Source organism: Carnobacterium sp. 1290_CSPC, from assembly GCF_001053265.1.
GTDB lineage: Bacteria > Bacillota > Bacilli > Lactobacillales > Aerococcaceae > Aerococcus > Aerococcus urinaeequi.
Genome location: NZ_JVVG01000054.1, coordinates 1 through 22,238 on the forward strand (window position 1 = coordinate 1; position 22,238 = coordinate 22,238).

Annotated in this window: 18 protein-coding genes; all 18 read left to right on the forward strand. The window is 40.6% G+C overall.

Going from position 1 to position 22,238, the window contains the following annotated elements:
* Positions 1-334 (forward strand): LysM peptidoglycan-binding domain-containing protein (locus AC973_RS04590; protein ID WP_048727875.1); only part of this gene is annotated, 334 nt, incomplete at its 5' end.
* 389 nt (positions 335-723) lie between these two features.
* Positions 724-1,626, forward strand: coding sequence for a 3-deoxy-7-phosphoheptulonate synthase (gene aroF, locus AC973_RS04595; RefSeq protein WP_100208256.1), 903 nt, complete (start codon positions 724-726; stop codon positions 1,624-1,626).
* 55 nt (positions 1,627-1,681) lie between these two features.
* Positions 1,682-2,821: a 3-dehydroquinate synthase gene (aroB, locus tag AC973_RS04600; protein ID WP_048727878.1), complete on the forward strand. Its 1,140-nt coding sequence runs from the start codon at positions 1,682-1,684 to the stop codon at positions 2,819-2,821.
* A gap of 3 nt (positions 2,822-2,824) precedes the next feature.
* The gene (locus AC973_RS04605; RefSeq protein ID WP_048727881.1) at positions 2,825-3,727 is read left to right on the forward strand and encodes a shikimate dehydrogenase family protein; all 903 of its coding nucleotides are present in this window, start codon (positions 2,825-2,827) and stop codon (positions 3,725-3,727) included.
* Positions 3,728-4,055: 328 nt separating this feature from the next.
* Positions 4,056-6,470 carry a leucine--tRNA ligase gene (gene leuS, locus AC973_RS04610; RefSeq protein WP_048727884.1) on the forward strand — a complete coding sequence of 805 codons (2,415 nt, stop codon included), beginning with the start codon at positions 4,056-4,058 and terminating at the stop codon, positions 6,468-6,470.
* Positions 6,471-6,533: 63 nt separating this feature from the next.
* Positions 6,534-7,397, forward strand: a complete 864-nt coding sequence (locus tag AC973_RS04615; protein WP_048727887.1) for a pyridoxamine kinase — start codon at positions 6,534-6,536, stop codon at positions 7,395-7,397.
* A 387-nt stretch (positions 7,398-7,784) separates the two neighbouring features.
* Positions 7,785-9,605 carry a putative polysaccharide biosynthesis protein gene (locus AC973_RS04620; RefSeq protein WP_048727889.1) on the forward strand — a complete coding sequence of 607 codons (1,821 nt, stop codon included), beginning with the start codon at positions 7,785-7,787 and terminating at the stop codon, positions 9,603-9,605.
* On the forward strand, positions 9,595-10,371 hold the full coding sequence (locus AC973_RS04625; RefSeq protein WP_048727892.1) for a pseudouridine synthase: 777 nt from the start codon (positions 9,595-9,597) through the stop codon (positions 10,369-10,371). Before AC973_RS04620 ends, AC973_RS04625 begins: the two co-directional genes overlap by 11 nt.
* Positions 10,372-10,745: 374 nt before the next feature.
* A complete protein-coding gene (gene pepV / locus AC973_RS04630) occupies positions 10,746-12,149 on the forward strand; it encodes a dipeptidase PepV (RefSeq protein WP_048727895.1) in 1,404 nt (467 codons plus the stop codon).
* Between the two features lie 4 nt (positions 12,150-12,153).
* Complete coding sequence (locus AC973_RS04635; protein WP_048727898.1) at positions 12,154-12,948, forward strand: TrmH family RNA methyltransferase; 795 nt, start codon at positions 12,154-12,156, stop codon at positions 12,946-12,948.
* 115 nt (positions 12,949-13,063) lie between these two features.
* Positions 13,064-13,690 (forward strand): HD domain-containing protein, encoded by a 627-nt coding sequence (locus AC973_RS04640; protein WP_048727901.1) that lies wholly within the window; start codon positions 13,064-13,066, stop codon positions 13,688-13,690.
* Positions 13,674-14,018: a winged helix-turn-helix transcriptional regulator gene (locus tag AC973_RS04645; protein WP_016896912.1), complete on the forward strand. Its 345-nt coding sequence runs from the start codon at positions 13,674-13,676 to the stop codon at positions 14,016-14,018. The genes AC973_RS04640 and AC973_RS04645 overlap by 17 nt, the downstream gene beginning before the upstream one ends.
* 352 nt (positions 14,019-14,370) lie before the next feature.
* Positions 14,371-15,417 carry a phenylalanine--tRNA ligase subunit alpha gene (pheS, locus tag AC973_RS04650; RefSeq protein WP_016896913.1) on the forward strand — a complete coding sequence of 349 codons (1,047 nt, stop codon included), beginning with the start codon at positions 14,371-14,373 and terminating at the stop codon, positions 15,415-15,417.
* Positions 15,418-15,423: 6 nt separating this feature from the next.
* Positions 15,424-17,853 (forward strand): phenylalanine--tRNA ligase subunit beta, encoded by a 2,430-nt coding sequence (gene pheT / locus AC973_RS04655; protein WP_048727904.1) that lies wholly within the window; start codon positions 15,424-15,426, stop codon positions 17,851-17,853.
* A gap of 186 nt (positions 17,854-18,039) precedes the next feature.
* Complete coding sequence (locus AC973_RS04660) at positions 18,040-19,524, forward strand: gluconokinase (RefSeq protein WP_048727906.1); 1,485 nt, start codon at positions 18,040-18,042, stop codon at positions 19,522-19,524.
* Positions 19,525-19,681: 157 nt separating this feature from the next.
* Positions 19,682-20,665: a phosphate acetyltransferase gene (pta, locus tag AC973_RS04665; RefSeq protein WP_048727911.1), complete on the forward strand. Its 984-nt coding sequence runs from the start codon at positions 19,682-19,684 to the stop codon at positions 20,663-20,665.
* 480 nt (positions 20,666-21,145) lie between these two features.
* Positions 21,146-21,613: a tRNA (adenosine(37)-N6)-threonylcarbamoyltransferase complex ATPase subunit type 1 TsaE gene (gene tsaE, locus AC973_RS04670; RefSeq protein WP_016896918.1), complete on the forward strand. Its 468-nt coding sequence runs from the start codon at positions 21,146-21,148 to the stop codon at positions 21,611-21,613.
* Positions 21,614-21,660: 47 nt separating this feature from the next.
* The gene (locus tag AC973_RS04675; protein WP_048727914.1) at positions 21,661-22,200 is read left to right on the forward strand and encodes a GNAT family N-acetyltransferase; all 540 of its coding nucleotides are present in this window, start codon (positions 21,661-21,663) and stop codon (positions 22,198-22,200) included.
* Positions 22,201-22,238: the final 38 nt, after the last annotated feature.

Below are 22,238 nucleotides of genomic sequence, written 5' to 3' on the forward strand. Positions count from 1 at the left end.
TATTTACACTGTAGCGCGTGCCTTAGGTATTTCATTAGCGGAAGCCCGTGCCTTAAACGGTGGTTCTGACTTAATTCACCCAGGTAAAGTATTTACAGCTGGTGGATCTAGCCAAGCTTCATCTAGTCAAGCGTCTTCAAGTGCGTCAACAAGTTCATCTACATCAACTGCATCTTCTTCGGCTTCTTCAAGCGCGAAGACACATACAGTTAAATCTGGTGAAACTTTATACCGTATCGCTAAAAACAACGGTCTAAGCTTAGATGAGTTAATGACATTGAACGGCTTATCAAACTACAACTTGTACATTGGCCAAGTCTTAAAACTAAACTAATTTGATCAAATTATGACACCTCAGCTTGTTTAGCTCCCCCTTTACAAGCTGGGGTGTTTTTTTGATAAAATTAGAATCGAATTAGAATTTTATTGACAAGATTAAAAAAAATTGCTAAAGTTGCATTATCAGATAGCGAGAGGAGGACTACAGCCATGAAATCATTACTAAGTACAACATTCTATAACTTTTTCAACTTTTACTTTTACTTTTACGGTTTTGGTAAAGGTGATTTTGTTGTACTTAAAAAAGGATATGGCTTTAGTTCTTAAACAACTAGCATAGGCGCTAGTTACACAAGAAAGTCCTTTACAACAAAAATCACTCAAGGGTGGTTTTGTTGTAAAGGGCTTTTTTCTTGCTTAAATACCAACCTTGGAAAATGACTATTGATACTGCGTTTTAAAAAAGGAGAAAATAAAATGAATACACAAGTAATGACTGCAGAAACCGAAGAAACGATTTTAGCCAATATTAAAGAGCCATACAAACGAGCGAGCTTATCATACAAGTCGACGCCGTCTGTTGTACAGGTAGGCAATATCCAAATTGGTGATGGTCATTTTGCCATGATCGGTGGCCCATGTTCAATCGAGGGCTTGGATAAATTAGACGAAGTGGCTGCAGCGGTGAAAGATTCAGGTGCCAATATGTTACGCGGTGGGGCGTTCAAACCACGTACATCTCCATACGCATTCCAAGGTTTAGGGCAAGAAGGTTTAGACATGTTAGAGGCTGTTGGTAAGAAATACGACTTACCAGTGGTGACAGAGGTGATGGCTGTTGAACAAGTGCATTTATTCGATGGGATCGATATGTACCAAGTGGGTGCACGAAACATGCAGAACTTCGACTTATTAAAAGCAATTGGTCAAACGACAAAACCAGTCTTGTTAAAACGCGGTATGGCTGCTTCAATCGAAGACTTATTAATGGCGGCTGAATACATATTAGCCCAAGGTAATCCGAATGTGATCTTATGTGAACGTGGTATTCGTACTTACGAAACAAGTACGCGAAACACTTTAGATTTATCAGCAATTCCTGTTTTACGTTCAAAAACGCACTTACCAATTGTGGTTGACCCGAGTCATGCTGTAGGGAAACGTGAGTGGGTTGAATCAATGGCTATGGCTGCGGTGGCTGCTGGCGCTGACGGCTTGATCATTGAAATTCATCAAAATCCAGATGAGGCTTGGTCAGACGGCCGACAATCGTTATACTTAGATGAGTACAAGGCGTTAACTGAGAAAGTGCAAGCATTACACACATTCTTAGCGGATTTAAATTAATCTACAAACACCGGTTAAACAACTTATCGACAAACGTATTTTAAAGAATTGAGGAATGAAATTGGAAAATGTAAATGTAGCAGTTGCCAATCCCTATGATGTGATCATTGACAACGATTTGATTAAAAATGCCGGACACCATCTGGAAGATTTAGTTCAGCAACGTAAGGTGATGATCGTGACTGACGAGAACGTCGCTTCATATGGCTACCTAGGGACCTTACAAGAGGCGATTAGCCCAATTACGACTGATGTCAACACCATTACCCTACCGGCCGGAGAAGCCCAGAAATCATCTGCAAACTACATCCGCCTGCAAGAAGAGTTGGCAACTTTGAATTATTCACGTTCAGACGTCCTGATTGCCTTGGGAGGTGGGGTAATTGGTGATCTAGTTGGATTTACAGCAGCGACTTACTTGCGTGGCATTCCTTACATTCAAATTCCGACGACCTTACTTTCAGCTATTGATTCTTCAGTAGGCGGCAAAACGGCCATCGACTTACCCCAGGGAAAAAACCTAGTTGGCGCCTTTTATCAGCCAGCACGCGTCCTTTGTGACTTAACTACCTTCCATACTTTATCGCAAAGTATTTTCGAAGATGGGTGTGCCGAATTAATTAAATACGGCATGATTTTAGACAGTGATTTACTGAACAACTTAATGACCCGCGACCAACCTTTAAATGCCTTGAGCGAAGACTTGGCAGCTGTTGTTAAACGTTGTGTTGAGATTAAACGAAGCGTTGTGCTAGAAGACGAACTAGATTTAGGCTTGCGTCAATTATTGAACTTTGGTCATACTATTGGACACGCGATTGAACAAGTATCACATTACAAAGTTTCCCACGGTCGAGGCGTTGCAACGGGTATGATTTTGACCCAATTAATGGCTGAAAAAGAAGGGCTGACAGCCTTAAGTTTGGCTGACCGTTTTAACAATTTACTCAACCAGTACCATCTATTAGACCAAGTGCATGTGGCAAAAGAGTATACCTTTGAGGATATTCTTGCTGCCATGACCAACGACAAGAAGCGTCGGGGTGGGGAAATTACAGAAATCTTCCCTGAATCATTCGGTAAATGTGAACTTAAAACCATTACTTTTGACCAATATGCCGGCTGGTTAGAGACCATTTTCACTGATCTAAAAACCGATAAATTACCTATCACAATCGTAGAAGCGGAGGCTTAAAGCGTGGACTCAATTACAGATATTAACGGGACAACGAAGTTTGCAGCAGTGATTGGCCAACCTTTGAGCCACTCGCTTTCACCCATCATTTACAATACATCTTTTAAAGCTCAAGACCTGAATATGGTCTACATCGCTTTTGAAACGAGCGAAGATGACACAATTGAACGGATTGAGCATTTGAAAGCCCTAGACGTTCAAGGGATTAACATTACCATGCCAGGGAAATTCAATGCCATGCAGACGGTTGACCGCTTAGATGCTGCTAGTCAATATGTCAACGCTATTAACATGATTACCCGAGACGACAATGGGCAATGGGTAGGCTACAATACTGATGGTGCCGGCTTATGGCTTGCCGTGAAAAATAGGGGCGTGGACCTTGTCGGCAAGCGGTTAGTCGTTTACGGATCTGGCGCAACGACTAGGATCATTATTGTCCAGGCCATCATTGAGGGCATGACAGATATTTCTGTGGTGGCACGAAATATCCAAGAAAAAGACCTATTGATTAAGTTGTGCGATGCTTTAAGAGCGGATTACCCACAAATCAATTTAAAACTGATTGACCTTTCAGACCAAGATCATGTAGGTCAAGCAGTCAAGAATGCTGAAATCGTGATTCAATCAACGAGCCTAGGGATGGGATCAAGCCAGGGCCAATCCATTTTGGCGGACGAAAACTGGTTACAAGAGGGGACAGTGGTCATGGACGTGATTTACGAACCTATGGAAACCCGGTTTATGCAACAAGCAAAAGCAAGAAATTGTGTGGTCATTGGTGGTTTAGATATGTTAGTTTACCAAGCTAAATTAAACTACCAATTATTTGCCCATAAAGAAATGCCAGTGCAAGTAGTCTTTGATAACATTAAGGGTCAGTTAGTCGCTAGAAAAGCCAAATAAGCCCGGAAAATCTGGATTGAGTGGGTTTGCTTTTACTGGGTGAAAGTGCTAGAATAAAGGCAATATTTGAACTTTTTCAGAGGTAGTAACAAGGTGTGTTCAATAAAGCGAGTATACGGTTGGTGTGAGTATATTTGAACCCCGTGTGAATTAGGCTGGATTATAAGTTGGTGACGACAGTAAGATCCGTTACCACGTCACGCCAACGTTATCGGTATGAAGAGTACAAATCATAGGTGGTACCACGAAATTATTTCGTCCTATATACGTTTTTTTGACGTGTATAGGGCTTTTTTTATTTTCACAATTAAAGGAGAGACAGAAAATAATGGCTTTTAATCATAAAGTAATTGAGAAGAAATGGCAGAAATATTGGGACGAGAATAAAGAGTTTAAAACTTTAGAGGATTATTCAAAACCTAAATATTACGCACTAGACATGTTCCCTTACCCATCAGGGGCTGGACTACACGTAGGACATCCAGAAGGGTATACAGCAACAGATATCATGTCTCGTTATAAACGTGCACAAGGCTATAACGTATTGCACCCAATGGGCTGGGATGCGTTTGGATTACCAGCTGAACAATATGCATTAGACACAGGGAATGACCCAGTTGATTTCACTGCGAAAAATATCGCCACATTTAAACGTCAAATCAAATCACTAGGTTTTTCTTATGATTGGGACCGTGAAATCAATACAACTGATCCAAAATTCTACAAATGGACACAATGGATTTTTACTAAATTATTTGAAAAAGGTTTAGCCTACGAAGACGAAATCTTGGTTAACTGGTGTGAAGCCCTAGGAACAGTACTAGCCAATGAAGAAGTCATCGACGGTAAGTCAGAACGTGGTGGCCACCCTGTCGTTCGTAAACCAATGAAACAATGGGTATTACGGATTACTGCTTACGCTGACCGTTTATTAGATGGATTGGAAAATGTTGACTGGCCAAATTCAGTTGTTGAAATGCAACGTCACTGGATTGGTAAATCAGAAGGTGCGCAATTAACTTTCGATATTAAAGATCACGACTTAACTTTTGATGCCTTTACGACGCGTCCAGACACTATTTACGGCTTAACTTTCGCTGTTTTAGCACCTGAACATGACTTGGTGCGTCAAATCGTGACTGAAGAGCAACGTGAAGAAGTGGAAGCTTATTTACTTGCAGCTTCAATGAAATCTGACTTAGACCGGACAGATTTAGCCAAAGAAAAAACTGGGGTATTCACCGGTGCTTACGGTATCCACCCATTAACTGGTGAACCATTTGAAATCTGGGTTGCAGACTATGTTTTAGCTTCATACGGTACTGGTGCTGTTATGGCGGTTCCTGCCCATGATAGTCGTGACTACGAATTCGCTAAACAATTCAACCTACCAATTCAACCGGTAATTGAAGGTGGCGATGTTGCTGTTGAAGCATACACCGGAGACGGTCCTCACATTAATTCAGGTGAATTAAACGGTTTAGAAACTGCAGAAGCAACTGAAAAAGCGATTGAAATGTTAACAGCTTCAGGTCGCGGTGAACGTCAAACAACATACCGTTTACGTGACTGGGTCTTCTCTCGTCAACGTTACTGGGGTGAACCAATTCCAATTATCCATTGGGAAGATGGCACAACAACTGCAGTTCCAGAAGATGAGCTACCAGTTCGTTTACCAAAAACTGACAACATTAAACCATCTGGTACAGGTGAATCTCCATTAGCCAATATTGAAGAGTGGTTATATGTCACTGATCCTGAAACAGGCATGAAAGGCCGCCGTGAAACAAACACAATGCCACAATGGGCAGGTTCATCATGGTACTTCCTACGTTATATCGACCCTAAAAATTCAAATGAATTTGCTTCTCAAGAAGCTTTAGACTACTGGTACAATGTGGACTTGTATATAGGTGGGGCAGAGCATGCGGTATTGCATTTACTATATGCACGTTTCTGGAATATGTTCTTATATGATTTAGGCGTTGTACCAAATGAAGAACCATTCCAAAAACTATATAACCAAGGGATGATTCTTGGTGAAGGTAATGAGAAAATGTCTAAATCTAAAGGGAACGTTGTAAACCCTGATGATGTAGTCAACCAATACGGGGCAGATACCTTGCGTCTATATGAAATGTTCATGGGCCCTCTAGATGCGTCAATCGCTTGGTCTGAGAATGGCCTTGAAGGTTCTCGTCGTTTCCTAGAACGTGTATGGCGTTTACTAGTTGATGAAAATGGCAAAATGCGTGACCGTATTACGACAATGAACACAGGTGAATTAGACAAAGTTTACCACCAAACAGTTCAAAAAGTAACGGAAGACTTTGACAACCTACACTTTAATACAGCCATTTCTCAAATGATGGTATTTGTAAATGAAGCTAATAAAGCTGAAAGCCTATACTATGAATACGTGAAAGGCTTTATTCAATTGATTGCCCCAATCGCTCCGCATTTAGCAGAAGAAATGTGGGTAATTGTTGGAAACGAACCTGGTATTTCATACGTAGACTGGCCAACATATGATCCAGCGATGATCGTTGACGATGAAATCGAAATCGTTGTTCAAGTGAATGGTAAAATCAAAGCGAAATTACAAGTGCCTAATGATAGTGCCAAAGAAGCATTGTTAGAAATTGCCCATGCAAACGAGAAAGTGCAAGAAGCAATTGCTGGTAAAACAATTCGCAAAGAAATCGTTGTACCAAACAAACTAGTCAATATTGTGGCAAATTAGTAGACAACATATCTGTCTTGTGTATAATATGGTTAGTTTTAATTAAGGGGAGATGAATTTTACATGAAAAATATTTTAATTATTCACGATGCTTCTAGCTTCGGTAAATGTTCTACAACAGTGGCATTACCAATTCTATCAAGTATGCACCTACAAGGAACTATTTTACCAACAGCCTTGTTATCAACACATACAGGGCCTGGATTTGAAGGATTCACATTTCTAGATTTAACTGATGAAATGGAAAAAATCGTGGATCATTGGCACTCATTTGGCTTAAAATTTGATGCAGCATATGTAGGTTACTTAGGTAGCGTTCGACAAATCAAGTTTTTAGAGAAAGAATTGCCAAAATTATTAAAAGATGATGCAAAATTCTATCTTGATCCTGTTATGGCTGACAATGGTAGTTTCTACTACGGTTTTGACGAAGAATATGCTAAAGAAATGTTGAATTTATGCGCGATGGCAGATGTGATTATGCCTAACCAAACAGAAGCGAGCTTCTTGTATGGTGTGGAGTATACTGAAGGTATCTGGCCACAAGAAAAAATCGACGAATTCTTAACATTAGTTCGTAAACAAACCAATGCTTCAGTTGTGTTAACTGGTGCAGGCTATGACGGCGAAAGTCAAACTGGTGCTTACTACTTGGACGTAGAGACTGGTGAAAAAGGTTTAGCGACTGGACCATTTATCGGTGGTAAATTCCACGGTACTGGTGATATCTTCGGTTCAATCTTTGTTGGTGCATTAGCAAATGGTGCATCTGTTAAAGTGGCTAGCCAATTAGCGGTGGACTACATTCCAAAAATTATCGAAAAATCATTAGATGATCCAGATGTTATGATGAATGGTTTACAATTTGAACTATTCTTAGGGGACTTATCTAACTTCGTATCAAAACTAAAAGCGAACCAACAATAACACTCAGACAAATCATAAACTGACAGTTATGTAGACTACATAACTGTCAGTTTTTATTTGAGAAGTTTAATTTGTTGCGACTAAAGCTTTACTTATCATTGCCTTGGAAATTGAAGGTAGTCGAAGCTGTTAGTCATATCGCATGCCACTATTGTTGACGAGTTGGTGAATTCAACTTCAGATTTTCTGATATAATATGCTTGTTATATACCTGCCTAAAGGCCAAATTTTTACAGTCTTTCCTTTAAAACTTAAGGTCTTTTTAATCTGATGATGATTGAAATGACGGGGCGTATTATATAAAATGAAAGCTAAGTGTTTTTCAAAGATAAATAAATATGAAATATTGAAATAAATCAAAATTATTGTATAAGGAGCTAAATAAATATGGGTATAGACGATCCGAATTTAAATCGGACTGATGAAGTGGAGGAAGTGATTCAACCTGAAGAAGTGGATCCACTAGATCTTCCACCTAGAAAACCAAGTGCCAGCGCACAAGAAAAAATGAATGCTGGGGCGTCTTGGATGACCATTGCCTCAATGGTGTCACGGATCTTAGGGGTCCTTTACATCATGCCTTGGTACAATTGGATGGGCGAACCGCACATCGCCAATGAAGCCAATTCCTTGTTCAATATTGGGTATAGTTACTACGCGATTTTCTTGTCCATTACAATCGCTGGGGTACCAGATTCAATCGCCAAGCAAATGGCTTATTATAACGCACGCGGCTACTATAAAACGGCCAAACGCTTGTTCAAGGCAGGGCTAGCCTTAATGACCATCACCGGTCTAGTTGGGGGTGTGCTACTTTGGACATTCGCACCTATTTTGGCCCAATCAACGCCAGCTCGCGATTTCGATTCAGTAGTCTTGGTTATCCGGTCTCTGGTGCCAGCTTTAGTTGTTCTACCAACAATTTCAGTTATCCGTGGTTACTTCCAAGGTCACCAAGATATGAAACCATCTGCGATTTCACAAATTACTGAACAAATTTTACGTGTCTTATACATGTTAGGTGCAGTTTATATCATCCGTGTGATCAATAACGGCGACATGGTTAAAGCTGTAACCCACTCAACATTTGCGGCCTTCCTTGGGGCACTAGCAGCCTTAGCCACGTTAGTATTCTTCTTTATGCGCTACCGTAAAGGTTATAATAAGGAAGAAGAATTGTACGCAGTCAAGGAAGAAACCTACGTCTCTTCTAAAAATCTACTACTCGAAATCGTGATGATTGCAATTCCATTCATCGTTTCCGGTTCAGCAATCGAATTATCTCGTTTAGTCGATACGAACACCTACATGCCGATAATGACGCACGTTTCTCATCTTTCACATGATCAATTAATCAATGAATACGCCATTTTCGGTGCCAATGCCAATAAACTCGTGACCATTATCGTTTCCCTAGCTGTTGCCATCGGTTCGACCTCCATCGCTGTTATTTCAGCTACCCATTCAGAGGAGAAAAGGGATATCGAGGCCAAGCTGGCAAATAAAGCACAGCCAAAATGTATTGACCGACATGCCAAGCATGATTTCCCAGAAACAAAAGGGTTAATCGGCCACAACTTGAAATTATTCTCGCTAGTCATGTTCCCCTCTGCAATCGGGATGGCGGTATTAGCTGAGCCCTTGTACGCGATCATCTTTACCCACGATCCACTAGGTACCTCACTATTACAATTAGCAGCGGCAGTAGCTGTGACCATGGGGCTGTTTTCAGTTCTTGTTGCTATGCTACAAGCCATGTCCTTCTTTAAAGACGCCATTATGGGGATGGTCATTGGGATTACCCTTAAATTGGTTCTACAAGTACCTTTTCTAGCGATTTTTAGCACATCAGGTGCCTTATTAGCTACTGGAACAGCTTTTATCGGAATTGCCATATTCTATTTGTGGCGCTTAAGAGTCCGTATCAACTTATCGGTAGTAGAAGTCCTAAACCAAATCAAGGGCATTACTTTGTTATCTGGTGCTATGGGTATTGCCACTTGGTTAGTCAACCATTTCTTACGACGCACTATCTTATCACCTGAAATCTCAATTGTGCACCAAGTGGCCCAAATCGTGATTGTAGCTGGTGTTGGGGTAGCAGTTTATGTCATTGGTGGCTTACGCTTCAAACTATTAGATACGCTACTTGGCGACAAGGCCAAAATGCTTCGTGCGAAATTAGGAATGGGCCGCTATGACAAATAAAAAAACAGCGAAAAACACCCAACGTTTAGATAAATTTGTCTCTAGCATGACCCCTTATAGCCGAAGTGACGTGAAGACTTTAATCAAAAAATCCGCTATTTATGTCAATGGTTCTGTAGCCAAGAAGCCCAATCAACCAGTCAATGTAACAGAGGACAAGGTGGAAGTGGATGATCAAGAACTCGTCTATGAACCTTATGTTTATATCATGATGCACAAGCCAGACGGCGTTATATCTGCAACCGAAGACAACCGTTGGGACACCGTGATTGACCTGTTACCAGAAGACCTGGTCTTAACCTACGAACCATTTCCAGTTGGACGCCTAGATAAAGACACAACAGGTCTGCTGCTGATCACCAACGATGGCCAATTCAACCATGCCATAATGGCCCCTAAGAAACACGTGGAAAAGGAATACGCTGTTCTTGTTGATGGGTTATTATCAGACAAGCATATTGACCAATTTGAAAAAGGCTTGGACATTGGCCAAGGTGAAAAAACAAAGCCAGCACAACTCTTCATCGACCAAATAGACGAAGAAACTGGCCAATCCTTAGCCCGCGTGGTCATAGCAGAAGGTAAGTACCACCAAGTTAAGCGCATGTTCCATGCTGTTGATTGTGAAGTCGTGCAGCTACATAGACAACGTATTGGTCAATTGACACTGCCGGATGCCTTAGCAGAAGGAGAATTCGTCCAAGTAGACTATCAAGACCTATACGACGCCATCTTTGACGGCAAAGCATTAGACATCACAGAATAGCCACTTACGAAGCTAGGTCACGCACCTAGCTTTTTTGATGGAGAAAAGTTGTCGATTGCAGTTGCCTGACTTCAAAAGTGCCTAGACTTAACTATCGAAACTTGCCGAATTATTTTTTAGCAGAAGGCTAACTACAAGCAGTCTATAAACTCAATACCTTTTTAACTTTGTACTATCGTCGGGTTCACTAGCTCAGCTCAAGTCCACTTCAAAATAGTTTGCATCACACTTTGTGTGATACGACACTATTCTTCCAGTGTTGTTGAGCTGAGCGATCTAGCTCGCACCCTTACAATTTGTTAGTCCTATTGTGTGAGTTATCGTCAAATCTGTGCTAAAATATAAACAAGAATAAATTTCTAGGAGGATTCTAAATGACAATTAATTGGCAAGAAGAAATCAACAATCGTAAAGATGACTTAATCAATGACTTATTTACATTATTAAGCGTAAACAGTGTGCGTGACGACAGTAAAGCAAGTGCAGATGCACCTGTTGGACCTGGCCCTAAAGAGGCATTAGAAACTTTCTTGAAGATTGCTGAACGCGATGGCTTCACAACTAAAAACGTTGATAACCTTGCAGGTCATGCTGAATTCGGTACAGGCGATGAAACGCTTGGCGTTTTAGCCCACGTAGACGTTGTTCCAGTAGACGATAAATGGGATACTGATCCATTCAAACCTGAAATTATCAACGACCGCATCTACGCCCGTGGTGCTTCAGACGATAAAGGTCCTTTAATGGCTGCCTACTACGGCTTGAAAGTCATCAAAGAATTAGGCCTACCAGTTGAGAAACGTGTTCGTTTTATCGTTGGTACTGACGAAGAAAGTGAATGGCAAGGTGTAACACGTTACTTCGAAGTAGAAGAAGAACCAGATTTTGGTTTCTCTCCAGACGCGGACTTCCCAATTATTAATGGGGAAAAAGGGATGTACTCAGCTAAGCTAATATTCGACCGTCGTTCTGAAAAATTACTTTCATTTGAAAGTGGTCTTCGTGAAAACATGGTACCGGGTGAAGCACATGCAGTTGTGACTGGATTGACCTCTGATGTCAACCAAATCGTTGCCGATTTCCAAGCAGCTAATCCAGAAATCACAATCATTGTAAGTCCAGACGCTGATGCAACGGCAATTACTGTTGAAGGTAAAGGCGTTCACGCAATGAATCCAAGTGTTGGATATAATGCTGCAACATATTTATCTAAATTATTATTACAATTAGACGATGATTTAGCCCAAGATGACCTATTGAAATTCTTAGGTGACCTATTACATTTAGACTTTAATGGTGAAAAATTAGGTATTGCCCATGAAGATGAAATTATGGGTAAAGTAACTGTAAACCCAGGTTTGGTTGGCGAAGAAGACGGTAAATTATACACAGTCTTAAATATTCGTGTACCACGGGGTAAAGAATACAGTGAAATTGATGCAACATTTGCGGCGCACGGAGAAACTTACCACTACAACTTTGTAGATGGTACGAAAACTAATAAAGTACCGCATTACGTACCAGCAGATGATCCTTTGGTGCAAACTTTACTAGCTGTTTATGAAAATCAAACAGGCGAAAAAGGGCAAGAACGTTCAATCGGTGGGGGAACCTACGGCCGTTTACTAAAACGCGGTGTAGCCTTTGGTGCATTATTCCCAGATTCAGTAGACACTATGCACCAAGCCAATGAATTCTTTGCGGTTCGTGACTTAATGAAATCAGCAGCTATTTACGCTGAAGCCATTTACGAATTGATTAAGCCAGAAAACGCATAAGCCTATGGTAGAACGCTTAATTTCATCTGTTCAAAATCAACAGATTAAAGAATTAAAGAAACTTTTTACCCGTAAAGGCCGCAAAAAAGCAGGCCAGTATTTGCTGGAAGGGCCACACCTTGTAGAGATGGCCGTCAAGGCGGATGCAGAGATTCAAATGATTTACTATGTGCCTGAAAGTAGCCATCAAAATGTGATGCAAGTTCAAGCTTTAAAAGCTGATTTGCCGCTGACACAGGTAACGCCTGAGGTGGCGAAGGCACTAAGCCAAACAGATCACCACCAAGATATCTTCGCAGTAGCCAACATACCGCAAGCTAAGTCATTGGACATTGACCACTTGTCAAAAGGATTACTGATTTTAGATCAAGTGCAAGATCCGGGGAACTTAGGTACTTTAATCCGGACTGCGGACGCTTTCGGTTACCAAGATGTCTTATTAGGATTAGGTACGGTTGACTTATATAATGATAAGGTTCTTAGATCTATGCAAGGTAGTCATTTTGCAGTGAATACTTATGAGGTTGACTTGGTAGAAATCATTCCACAATTACAAGAGGCTGGCTATTTTATTACAACAACAGAACTAAACAACCAAGCAAAAGCAAGTAATGCCTTTGATTTAAAATCGAAAGGTAAATGGGCCTTGGTTATGGGAAATGAAGGTAACGGTGTAAGTCAAAAAACTAGTCAATTAGCAGATGCGGCTTTATATATCCCCATGTCTGGATCTGCAGAATCTTTGAATGTTGCAGTTGCTGGGGCGATAGTCATGTATCAATTTCCCATCCAAGACTAGATTATTTTCTTCTAAAAATAGGTTGTGATGAAACTGTTACGAGATTTGAAAAGGGGTACGTGAGCATAGCAAAATCAGTTGATGTTGGGAATCGTTGGAAAAAAGGGTGATTATCGTGACGGAACAAGAACATTATTTTTGGGAAGACGATTCAGAGTATATGCAAATCATTGCGGATATTAAAAACCATCCCTTTGTAACAGACTTAGCCTATTTCAAGCAACATGTCCATGGCAATCGCTTAACCCACTCCTATCTAGTTTCTTATATGTCATATAAAGTAGCTAGGTCATTAGGATGGGACTTCAAGGCTTGCGCACGTGCCGGTTTACTACATGATTTATTTTATTATGTGCCAGGTGAGGTTACTTTTTCTAAAGGATCTCACTTAAGGAACCATCCTAAAATTGCTTTGATTAACGCGCGTGTGGTGGCGGATTTATCACAAGTTGAGGAAGATATTATTCTAAAACACATGTGGCTTGCCACCCCGAATTTTCCGCGCTATAAAGAATCTTATGTCGTGACATTTGTGGATAAATATATTGCAACCGAAGACTTTGTTAAGCCAAGCTTAGCTAATTTATCCCAAAAGAAAATGATGAAATCATTTAGATATTTCGTTGGTAAATTAGTTATTCCAGCGCTTGCTAGAATTAGCAATCAAGAAGTTTCATTAGAAGAAAAAGAAGAATTAGTAGAAATACAAGAGGAGATTGATCAAGATGGAAATTACCATTAAACAACCAGACTTACCGGTAATGTGCAGCAAGATGGAACATGCTTGCAAAGTGATTGGTAAAAAGTGGAATAGCTTAATTATTGAAGTATTGTTAGCAACGCCATTACGATTTGGTCAATTACGCGACTCAATTAACGGTATTTCCGACCGTGTATTAATTGAAAGATTGCGGGAATTAACTGAAGAAGGTATTGTGCAGAAAGAAGAGTCAGAAACGAATGGTCATATCATCACGGTTTATACATTGACAGAAAAAGGCCAAGACTTACAAAAAATCTTCAACAATTTACATCGTTGGGCAGATGAATGGGTTGAGCCAGCCGAATAAGGTTGACAAAACGGCCGAAAACGCTAAAATATAAAGAGAAATTACATTAACAGAAGACAATTTTTAACAGACATGTAGTCTAGAGAGTAAGTGATGCTGGGAATCTTACCTACATAGTTAAATATTTTCACTTCTTGAGTAGGCTTGCGGGAGAATAGAATGCTATTTGAAAGTAGGTCCGGTCGACCCGTTAAAACGATCAATGAGTGCTGGTGTAGGAATACTATATCGGAATCAGGGTGGTACCACGGTCTTTCGTCCCTTTTATAGGGGGTGAAGGACCTTTTTTTGTTGGTCTAGTTACTCATTTTTAGGAACACTCATGTAAGGATAAAAGTCAGGAGATGGAAAAATGCAAATTATTGATGATTTAAAAGCCATTGAAAACCAAATCATGGATGAAATTGATGCAGCACAATCACTAGCTGATATTAAAGCTGTTCGTGTGAAATATTTAGGGAAAAAGGGTCCAATTACGGAAGCTTTACGTGGTATGCGTGATTTATCGGCTGAAGAGCGGCCACAAGTTGGTGCTTATGCCAATGAATTGAAGGCAAAAGCTGACGGCAAGTTAAGTGAAAAAGAAACATTACTTTCTGCAGCAGCGCTTGAAGCACAATTACAAGCAGAAGCCATTGATGTGACGCTACCTGGTGAAAAACCAGTAACAGGAACAAAACATGTTTTAACACAAGTAATGGAAGAAATTGAAGATTTATTTGTATCTATGGGTTACGAAGTCGTTGAAGGGCCAGAAATTGAGTCTGACTTCTACAACTTCGAACGCATGAACTTACCGAAAGACCACCCAGCGCGTGACATGCAAGATACTTTCTACATCAACGACGAGGTCTTATTACGTACCCATACGTCACCTGTACAAGCGCGTGCAATGGACGCCCACGACTTCGAAGCGGGCCCATTAAAAATGATCTCACCGGGTAAAGTTTACCGCCGTGATGATGATGACGCGACGCATTCACACCAATTCCATCAAATTGAAGGTTTGGTTGTTGACCGTAATGTGTCACTTGCTGACTTAAAAGGTACCTTAGAATTATTTGCCCGTCATATGTTTGGGGAAGAAACTGAAGTACGTTTACGTCCGTCTTATTTCCCATTCACTGAGCCATCTGTTGAAATTGATGTTACTTGTTTCAAATGTGGTGGCGCTGGCTGTAACATCTGTAAACAATCTGGTTGGATTGAAATCCTAGGTGGTGGTATGGTGCATCCTTCAGTACTTGAGATGGCTGGGATTAGTTCTACCGAATATACAGGTTTTGCCTTTGGTTTAGGACCAGACCGTGTAGCCATGTTGAAATATGGTATTGATGATATTCGTCATTTCTACCAAAATGATTTACGATTCTTAAAACAATTTACGGAAGAGGGGTAGCAATTAATGAAAGTATCATATAATTGGTTAAATGAATTTATCGATCTTGCTGACTTGAATCCGCAAGATATTGGGGAACGTATGTCACGTACTGGTATTGAGGTTGATGGCGTGAATGCCCTAGGTACTGGCTTGAAGAAAATCGTTGTGGGTCACGTATTAACTTGCGAACCACATCCAGATTCTGACCACCTGTCAATTACGACTGTCGAAGTCGGCGAAGATGAGCCTTTCCAGATTGTCTGTGGAGCGCCAAATGTGGCTGCAGGTCAAAAGGTGATCGTTGCCTTACCAAATTCTCGTATTGCTGGTAATGTGAAAATTAAAAAAGGTAAAATGCGTGGTGTTGTTTCTCAAGGGATGATTTGTTCACTTGAAGAAATTGGTTTCTCAAACAGTGTCGTTCCTAAAGAATACGCTGACGGCATTATGGTCTTACCTGAAGAAGCACCAGCTGGTATGGATATTGTAGAATACCTAAAATTAGATGACCCAATCATTGAATTAGATATTACACCAAACCGTGCAGATGCCTTCTCTATGCGTGGTGTAGCTTGGGAATTAGCGGCTGTATACAACCGTCAACCAAACTTTGACTACACAGATATCACCAAATATGACGGTAAAGATTTAGCAGGTGCGATTGACTTGAAAGTTGTAGACACTGAATTAGTGCCTGAGTACAATGCTTTCTTGGTGAAAAATGTCACTGTTGAGCCTTCACCATTATGGCTACAATTACGATTAATGGCTGCTGGCATCCGTCCAATTAATAACGTAGTGGACATTACGAACTACGTTTTACTAGCAAATGGCCAACCATTACATGCCTTTGACTATGATAAATTAGACCATAAGGTAATCGAGACGCGTCTAGCTAAAGAGGGCGAACGAATCGTCACGCTTGATGAAGTGGACCGTCCCTTACTAGATTCAGATATCGTCATTACTGACGGTGAAAAACCAATTGCACTAGCTGGTGTTATAGGTGGCTTAGATACTGAAATTGATGAAAATACAGCAAATGTATTGATTGAAGCAGCCAACTTTGAACCGATCCACATTCGTAAAACTGCTCGTCGCAACGGCTTGCATTCTGAATCATCTATGCGTAACGAACGTGGTATTAACAAGGCGACAGTTGCTGAATCAGGTGCATTTGCAGCTGAAATGATTGCTGATTTAGCCAAGGGTGAAGTGGTAGAAGGCTCTGAACGTGTATCTGCAATTGATTTAACACCAATTCTAGTAACATCAAGTCTAGCTTATGTTAATAAACGTATAGGTATGGACCTAACTTTCGCGGAAGTTCAACAAATCTTTGATCAGCTACAGTTTGAAGTATCTGGTGATGCCAATGAGTTCACGGTTTCCGTACCTGCGCGTCGTTGGGATATACTTATTCAAGCGGACTTAGTTGAAGAAATTGCACGAATTTATGGTTATGATAAAATTCCTTCTCGCTTGCCTTCAGTAAATGCACAAAATATGGGTTTAACAGACTGGCAAGCTTTCAAACGTCGTACCAATAACCAAATGTTGGCAGAAGGATTTAACCAAGTGATTGCTTACTCATTAATTGGGGACAATCAAACGGTATTGGAAATGGCGAACGCGAAACCAGTTGCTCTTGACTTCCCAATGTCAGATGACCGTCGTTTCATGCGGACAAATCTTTTAAGTGCCTTACTTGAAATTGTTCAATACAATGTAGCCCGTAAAACTTCTAATGTAGCCATCTTTGAATCAGGCCGTGTCTTCAAATGGGCCGATGCTGACCTACCAGTGGATGAAACACATTTAGCGGCTGTTTGGACAGGTAACGCGCAAGCGAAAACGTGGAGCCACCAAGCGAAAGCTGTTGATTTCTACGACATGAAGGGTGTTGTCGAAAGCATCTTAGTTTCATTCAACCTTGACGTGGCCGTAACATTTGAAGCAACGTCTGAATTAGCAGATATGCATCCAGGTCGTACCGCCAAAATTTATGCAGTGGGTCAATCTGACGAACGTGTTGAATTAGGTTACATCGGGCAATTACACCCAAGTGTTGCTGACAAACATGACTTGAAAGATACCTTGGTATTTGAAATTTCATTAGACGAAATTTATGCTTTACCAAAAGTTGATGTGAAACAATCAGCCATTCCTAAATTCCCAGGTTCTGACCGTGATATCGCTATCCTTGTGTCAGACCAAGTATCGAATGCGGATGTAGTGAAAACTATTCAAAAAGCTTCTAAAGGTGGCATCTTAGTCGATATCGAAATCTTCGATGTTTACCAAGGTGAAAATATTGAAGACGGTAAGAAATCACTTGCTTACAGTTTGAAATACTTGAACCCCCAAGCTACTTTAACAGATGAAGAAGTGACCAAAGATGTTGCTCGTATCACTGAAGCACTAACAAATGAATTAGCAGCTGAAATCCGTTAATATTTGGCTGAGGACACTTTAATAAACTAGCACAAGCGCAATGGCGTCCGGTAATCATTTATCGTGGCTTCATTGCGTTTTTTTGTGGTTAAATAGAGGTAACGTACTCCTTTTGAAAAATGGCTTTCGATAATCAAGCTGTTTTTCCCAGGAGAAAATAAATGCATTCAGAAAGCAGGAATCATCATGCAACACTTTCAATATTTCGTCGCCGACCTTGGCACAACCAACTTAAAATTTGCCTTGATGGAAACTCCATACCGGGTATTGGATACAATAGAAGCGCGCAATCACATTCAACAAGATAGCGAGGGTAAGCATGAAAGTGATCCGCTAGTCGTTTTCCAACAATTCGTGGACTTACTCTGTGCAATGCAAGCCAAGTATCCTGAGGTCAACATCTTGATATTTTCAAGCCAGATGCATGCCTTGCTTGCAATGAACGAAGAGGGAGATATTGTGCAAAATACCATGACTTGGGCAGATTTGCGGACTAAGCATGTGGCGCAGGAAATGCAGGCATCAGGTCTAGCGGCCGCCTTTTTCGCCCAATCAGGGACGCCAATCCATGCCATGAACCCCTTTGTGAAATTGGCTTATCTAAACCAGGCCCGTCCGGAATTATTTACAGATGAAACCGTGGTATTTATGGACATCAAAGCCTATATTATCCGCCAGTTAACGGGAGACTTTGTGATTGACCGGGCGACGGCATCTTCTATGGGACTGTTGGATATATTCCAAAATACTTGGTCAAAAGACTTACTAAAGGTGGTCGGCCTGACTGAAAACCAATTGCCAGCATTAGTCGATTCAACCAAAGCATTGCCTGTAAAATCTGACTTTATCCAGTCCTTAGGATTAGCTGACAACTTCCACATACTGGCAGGATCAACTGACGGTGCCTTGGCCAACCTATCTAATTTAGCCTGCGCTAACCAGGGAATGCAGGGACTCAGTCCATTCGTACTATCTTTTGGGACCTCAGCAGCTGTCCGGACCTTAACTGACCAATTGTCCTTGCATGAAAGTGGCCGGATTTTCACCTATATCGCGGACGACCAACCCCATTATATCGTCGGTGGGCCAGTTAATAACGCCGGCAACGCATTAGACTGGTGTCATCAACAATTTGGCTTTATGGCAAAAGGGCAAACTTTTTCAGATATGTTAGCCATACTTTTAGCGCATGATTTTTCAGCTAGTGGCCCTTATTTCTTGCCATTCTTAAACGGAGAAAGAGCCCCGTATTGGAATGCCTACTTACAAGCTGAATTTAAAGGGATTCAAGGGCACACGAGCCAGTTGGATATGGCTAAAGCTGTCTTTGAAGGGGTCTTTTTTGAAATTCGCCAAGTGGTAGATATGGTCTTTGAGACCGTTGATTTAGAACAAAAAATGATTCAGGCAAACGGAAAAATATTCACGGACCCAAAAATTGGCCAATGGATTGCAAATATTATGGGTATAACCTTGCAATATGTGTCAGGTGACGACGCGAGCCTGGTTGGGGCCGGTGTCCTTGTGGAAGGGCCTAGCTTAAGGCAAGACTTGTCATTTTCCACTATAGCGCCAGAGGGAAAAATGGCTGACAAATACAAAGAAAAATTTTTGATGTATCAAAAATACGCAGATTCTGCTGACCAAGAATCGAAAGCAATTTTGTATTAAAATCGACAGATTTGCGCTCAAAATTGGGCGAATAATTGATTGAGCGTCTGCAATTTAATGTCAGCACATCTTTGCAGTAATTGTTATGACAAATGTTTTGAAATCGTGTAAAATAAGGATAGTAAGCGTTTTAAATTTCTGAGGAGGAATGTTAAAAATGGATATGTTTGATAGCTTAAAGGCCAAGATCCAAGATAAAAATGTGCGTGTCGTTTTCCCAGAAGGGTACGATGAGCGTATTCTAGGTGCTGTTGTGCGTTTGAAAGCTGAAGGGATTCTTGAACCGGTTTTATTAGGTAACCCAGAAGAATTAAAATCAATCGCACATGATCGTGGCTTTGATATCAATAAAATTGATGTTATTGATCCAAACAACTACGAAGCATTCGACGAAATGGTTGAAGCTTTTGTTGAACGCCGTAAAGGTAAGGCTACTGAAGAACAAGCACGTAAAATTTTACGCGATGAAAACTACTTTGGTACGATGTTGGTATACCAAGGTCTATGTGATGCCTTAGTATCAGGTGCCCGTCATTCAACTGGTGACACAGTTCGTCCAGCCTTACAAATTATTAAAACAAAACCAGGCGTGAAGTCAACATCAGGTGCTTTCATCATGTTGCGTGGCCGTGACCAAGAAAAATACTTATTCTCTGACTGTGCAATCAACATCAACCCAGATGCAGAAGGCTTAGCTGAAATTGCAGTTGAATCCGCTAAAACAGCAGCGATGTTTGACATTGATCCAAAAGTTGCTTTATTAAGCTTCTCAACTAAAGGGTCAGCAAAATCTCCAGAGCAAGAAAAAGTTGCTGAAGCAACACGTCTTGCGAAAGAAAAAGCACCACAATTTGAAATTGACGGTGAATTACAATTTGATGCGGCTTTTGTAGAAGCAGTAGCAAAACAAAAAGCACCAGATTCAAACGTCGCTGGTCAAGCAACAGTATTCGTATTCCCAGAAATCCAATCAGGTAACATTGGCTACAAGATTGCACAACGTTTCGGTAACTTTGAAGCAATTGGTCCAATCTTACAAGGTATGGCGAAACCTATTTCAGACCTTTCACGTGGTTGTGTAGAAGAAGATGTTTATAAGTTAGCTATCATCACAGCTAACCAAGCCATCTTAGAAGACTAAAGCAAATAAATAAATGATTATTGAAAGGGGAATGGCAATTTTGCTGTTTCTCTTTTTATATGAGAAGATGAAAATGTTTTTTACCTAATAGGTTAAAATATTTCGATTTTCTAGGGCAACCTCCGTGCATGGTGATGGGTGATGAGATGGCTAGCTAAATTGGATAGCCATCTAGATACTTTAAGAGCATTCACTTTAGGTGAATACGAATCCTTTTTAAAAGTATAGAACTTTTCTGAAGGAGCGATTATACGTTTTTCAAATCGGATTAAAGTGTCTAGTAATATCGTCGTGGGCAGGTTACAAAATGAAGAATACATTGATTACACAGAGTTAAATCATTCGAAAAGAAAATTTAAACTGGCAGTGCGTTTATTATTATTCGCTTCATACTAATGAAGAAAGAATGCTTGAATCTTGTAGTCTTTTCGATTTTTTAGTAAAGTAAATAGAGATATTATAAGGGAGAGAAGGTGTCATATGACTTATAGAATTGAATGGGCGAGTGAGGCTGATACAGATGCTTTTGCCCAAAAATTAGCGACCCAAGTGCAAGCAGGGGACATTATTTGCTTGGAAGGAAATTTAGGTGCGGGGAAAACAACTTTCACCAAGTATTTTGCCAAGGCTTTAGGTATTGATCAAGCCATTAAAAGCCCAACTTACACGATTATTCGCGAATATGAAGACAACGACATCCCTTTATACCACATGGATGCGTATCGATTAGAAGAAACAGGCTCAGACAGTGTCGGTTTAGAAGACTATCTTAACGGCGATGGGGTAACCATTATCGAATGGCCTCAATTTGTTGTTCAGGATTTACCTAAAGATTATCTTTGGCTAAGCTTAACTGCATCTTCTGAAACCAGTCGTGAAGTAACCTTAACCTATGAAGGCCCGCGCGGACAAGCTTTGTATGATGGGGTAGTGGCTGACCTCACTTAAGCTAACAGCCAATTTTACGAATAGTCACATAGAAGGATTGAGACAATATGAAAAAAGAACAATTAGAAATTACCCTAGCGGACGCTATGCCTAAAGATGCGAAAGCCTTATTAGACTTCTACAAAGAAGTGGGTAGCGAAACAGACTTCCTTTCATTTGGTGAAGAAGGTTTAGGGATTAACCAAGAACAAGAAACCCGTTATTTGAAATCTTTACAAGAAGCGTTGAATAATCGTGTATTAATTGCACGATTAGGGGATGATATTATTGGAGTTGCAAGCATTGGGGCAGAACAACATGCTAAAGTGGCGCATATGGGTGAACTAGGCATTTCCATTCTACGTCGATTCTGGGGACTGGGTTTATCCCGTGTCATGATGGAAGATATGATTGACTGGGCAACAGAAAATGATATCTTACGTTATTTACGTTTAGAAGTATCTAAAGATAATATGCGGGCCATTAGCTTATATGAAAAATTTGGTTTTGAAGAAATTGGTGTAACCCCTAAAGGGATGTATCATGACGACGCCTTCCATGATTTAGTCATGATGGGCTTAGCAGTCGAAAACCAAGACCAAGCATAAGAATATTGCAAATACAAAAAGGTCGAGACCATTTCAGT

Coding starts and splice junctions, on each gene's coding strand:
- aroB (WP_048727878.1), top strand. CDS start 1,682: ATGAAATTGGAAAATGTAAATGTAGCAGTTGCCAATCCCTATGATGTG.
- leuS (WP_048727884.1), top strand. CDS start 4,056: ATGGCTTTTAATCATAAAGTAATTGAGAAGAAATGGCAGAAATATTGG.
- AC973_RS04615 (WP_048727887.1), top strand. CDS start 6,534: ATGAAAAATATTTTAATTATTCACGATGCTTCTAGCTTCGGTAAATGT.
- AC973_RS04620 (WP_048727889.1), top strand. CDS start 7,785: ATGGGTATAGACGATCCGAATTTAAATCGGACTGATGAAGTGGAGGAA.
- AC973_RS04625 (WP_048727892.1), top strand. CDS start 9,595: ATGACAAATAAAAAAACAGCGAAAAACACCCAACGTTTAGATAAATTT.
- pepV (WP_048727895.1), top strand. CDS start 10,746: ATGACAATTAATTGGCAAGAAGAAATCAACAATCGTAAAGATGACTTA.
- AC973_RS04635 (WP_048727898.1), top strand. CDS start 12,154: ATGGTAGAACGCTTAATTTCATCTGTTCAAAATCAACAGATTAAAGAA.
- AC973_RS04645 (WP_016896912.1), top strand. CDS start 13,674: ATGGAAATTACCATTAAACAACCAGACTTACCGGTAATGTGCAGCAAG.
- pheS (WP_016896913.1), top strand. CDS start 14,371: ATGCAAATTATTGATGATTTAAAAGCCATTGAAAACCAAATCATGGAT.
- pheT (WP_048727904.1), top strand. CDS start 15,424: ATGAAAGTATCATATAATTGGTTAAATGAATTTATCGATCTTGCTGAC.
- AC973_RS04660 (WP_048727906.1), top strand. CDS start 18,040: ATGCAACACTTTCAATATTTCGTCGCCGACCTTGGCACAACCAACTTA.
- pta (WP_048727911.1), top strand. CDS start 19,682: ATGGATATGTTTGATAGCTTAAAGGCCAAGATCCAAGATAAAAATGTG.
- tsaE (WP_016896918.1), top strand. CDS start 21,146: ATGACTTATAGAATTGAATGGGCGAGTGAGGCTGATACAGATGCTTTT.
- AC973_RS04675 (WP_048727914.1), top strand. CDS start 21,661: ATGAAAAAAGAACAATTAGAAATTACCCTAGCGGACGCTATGCCTAAA.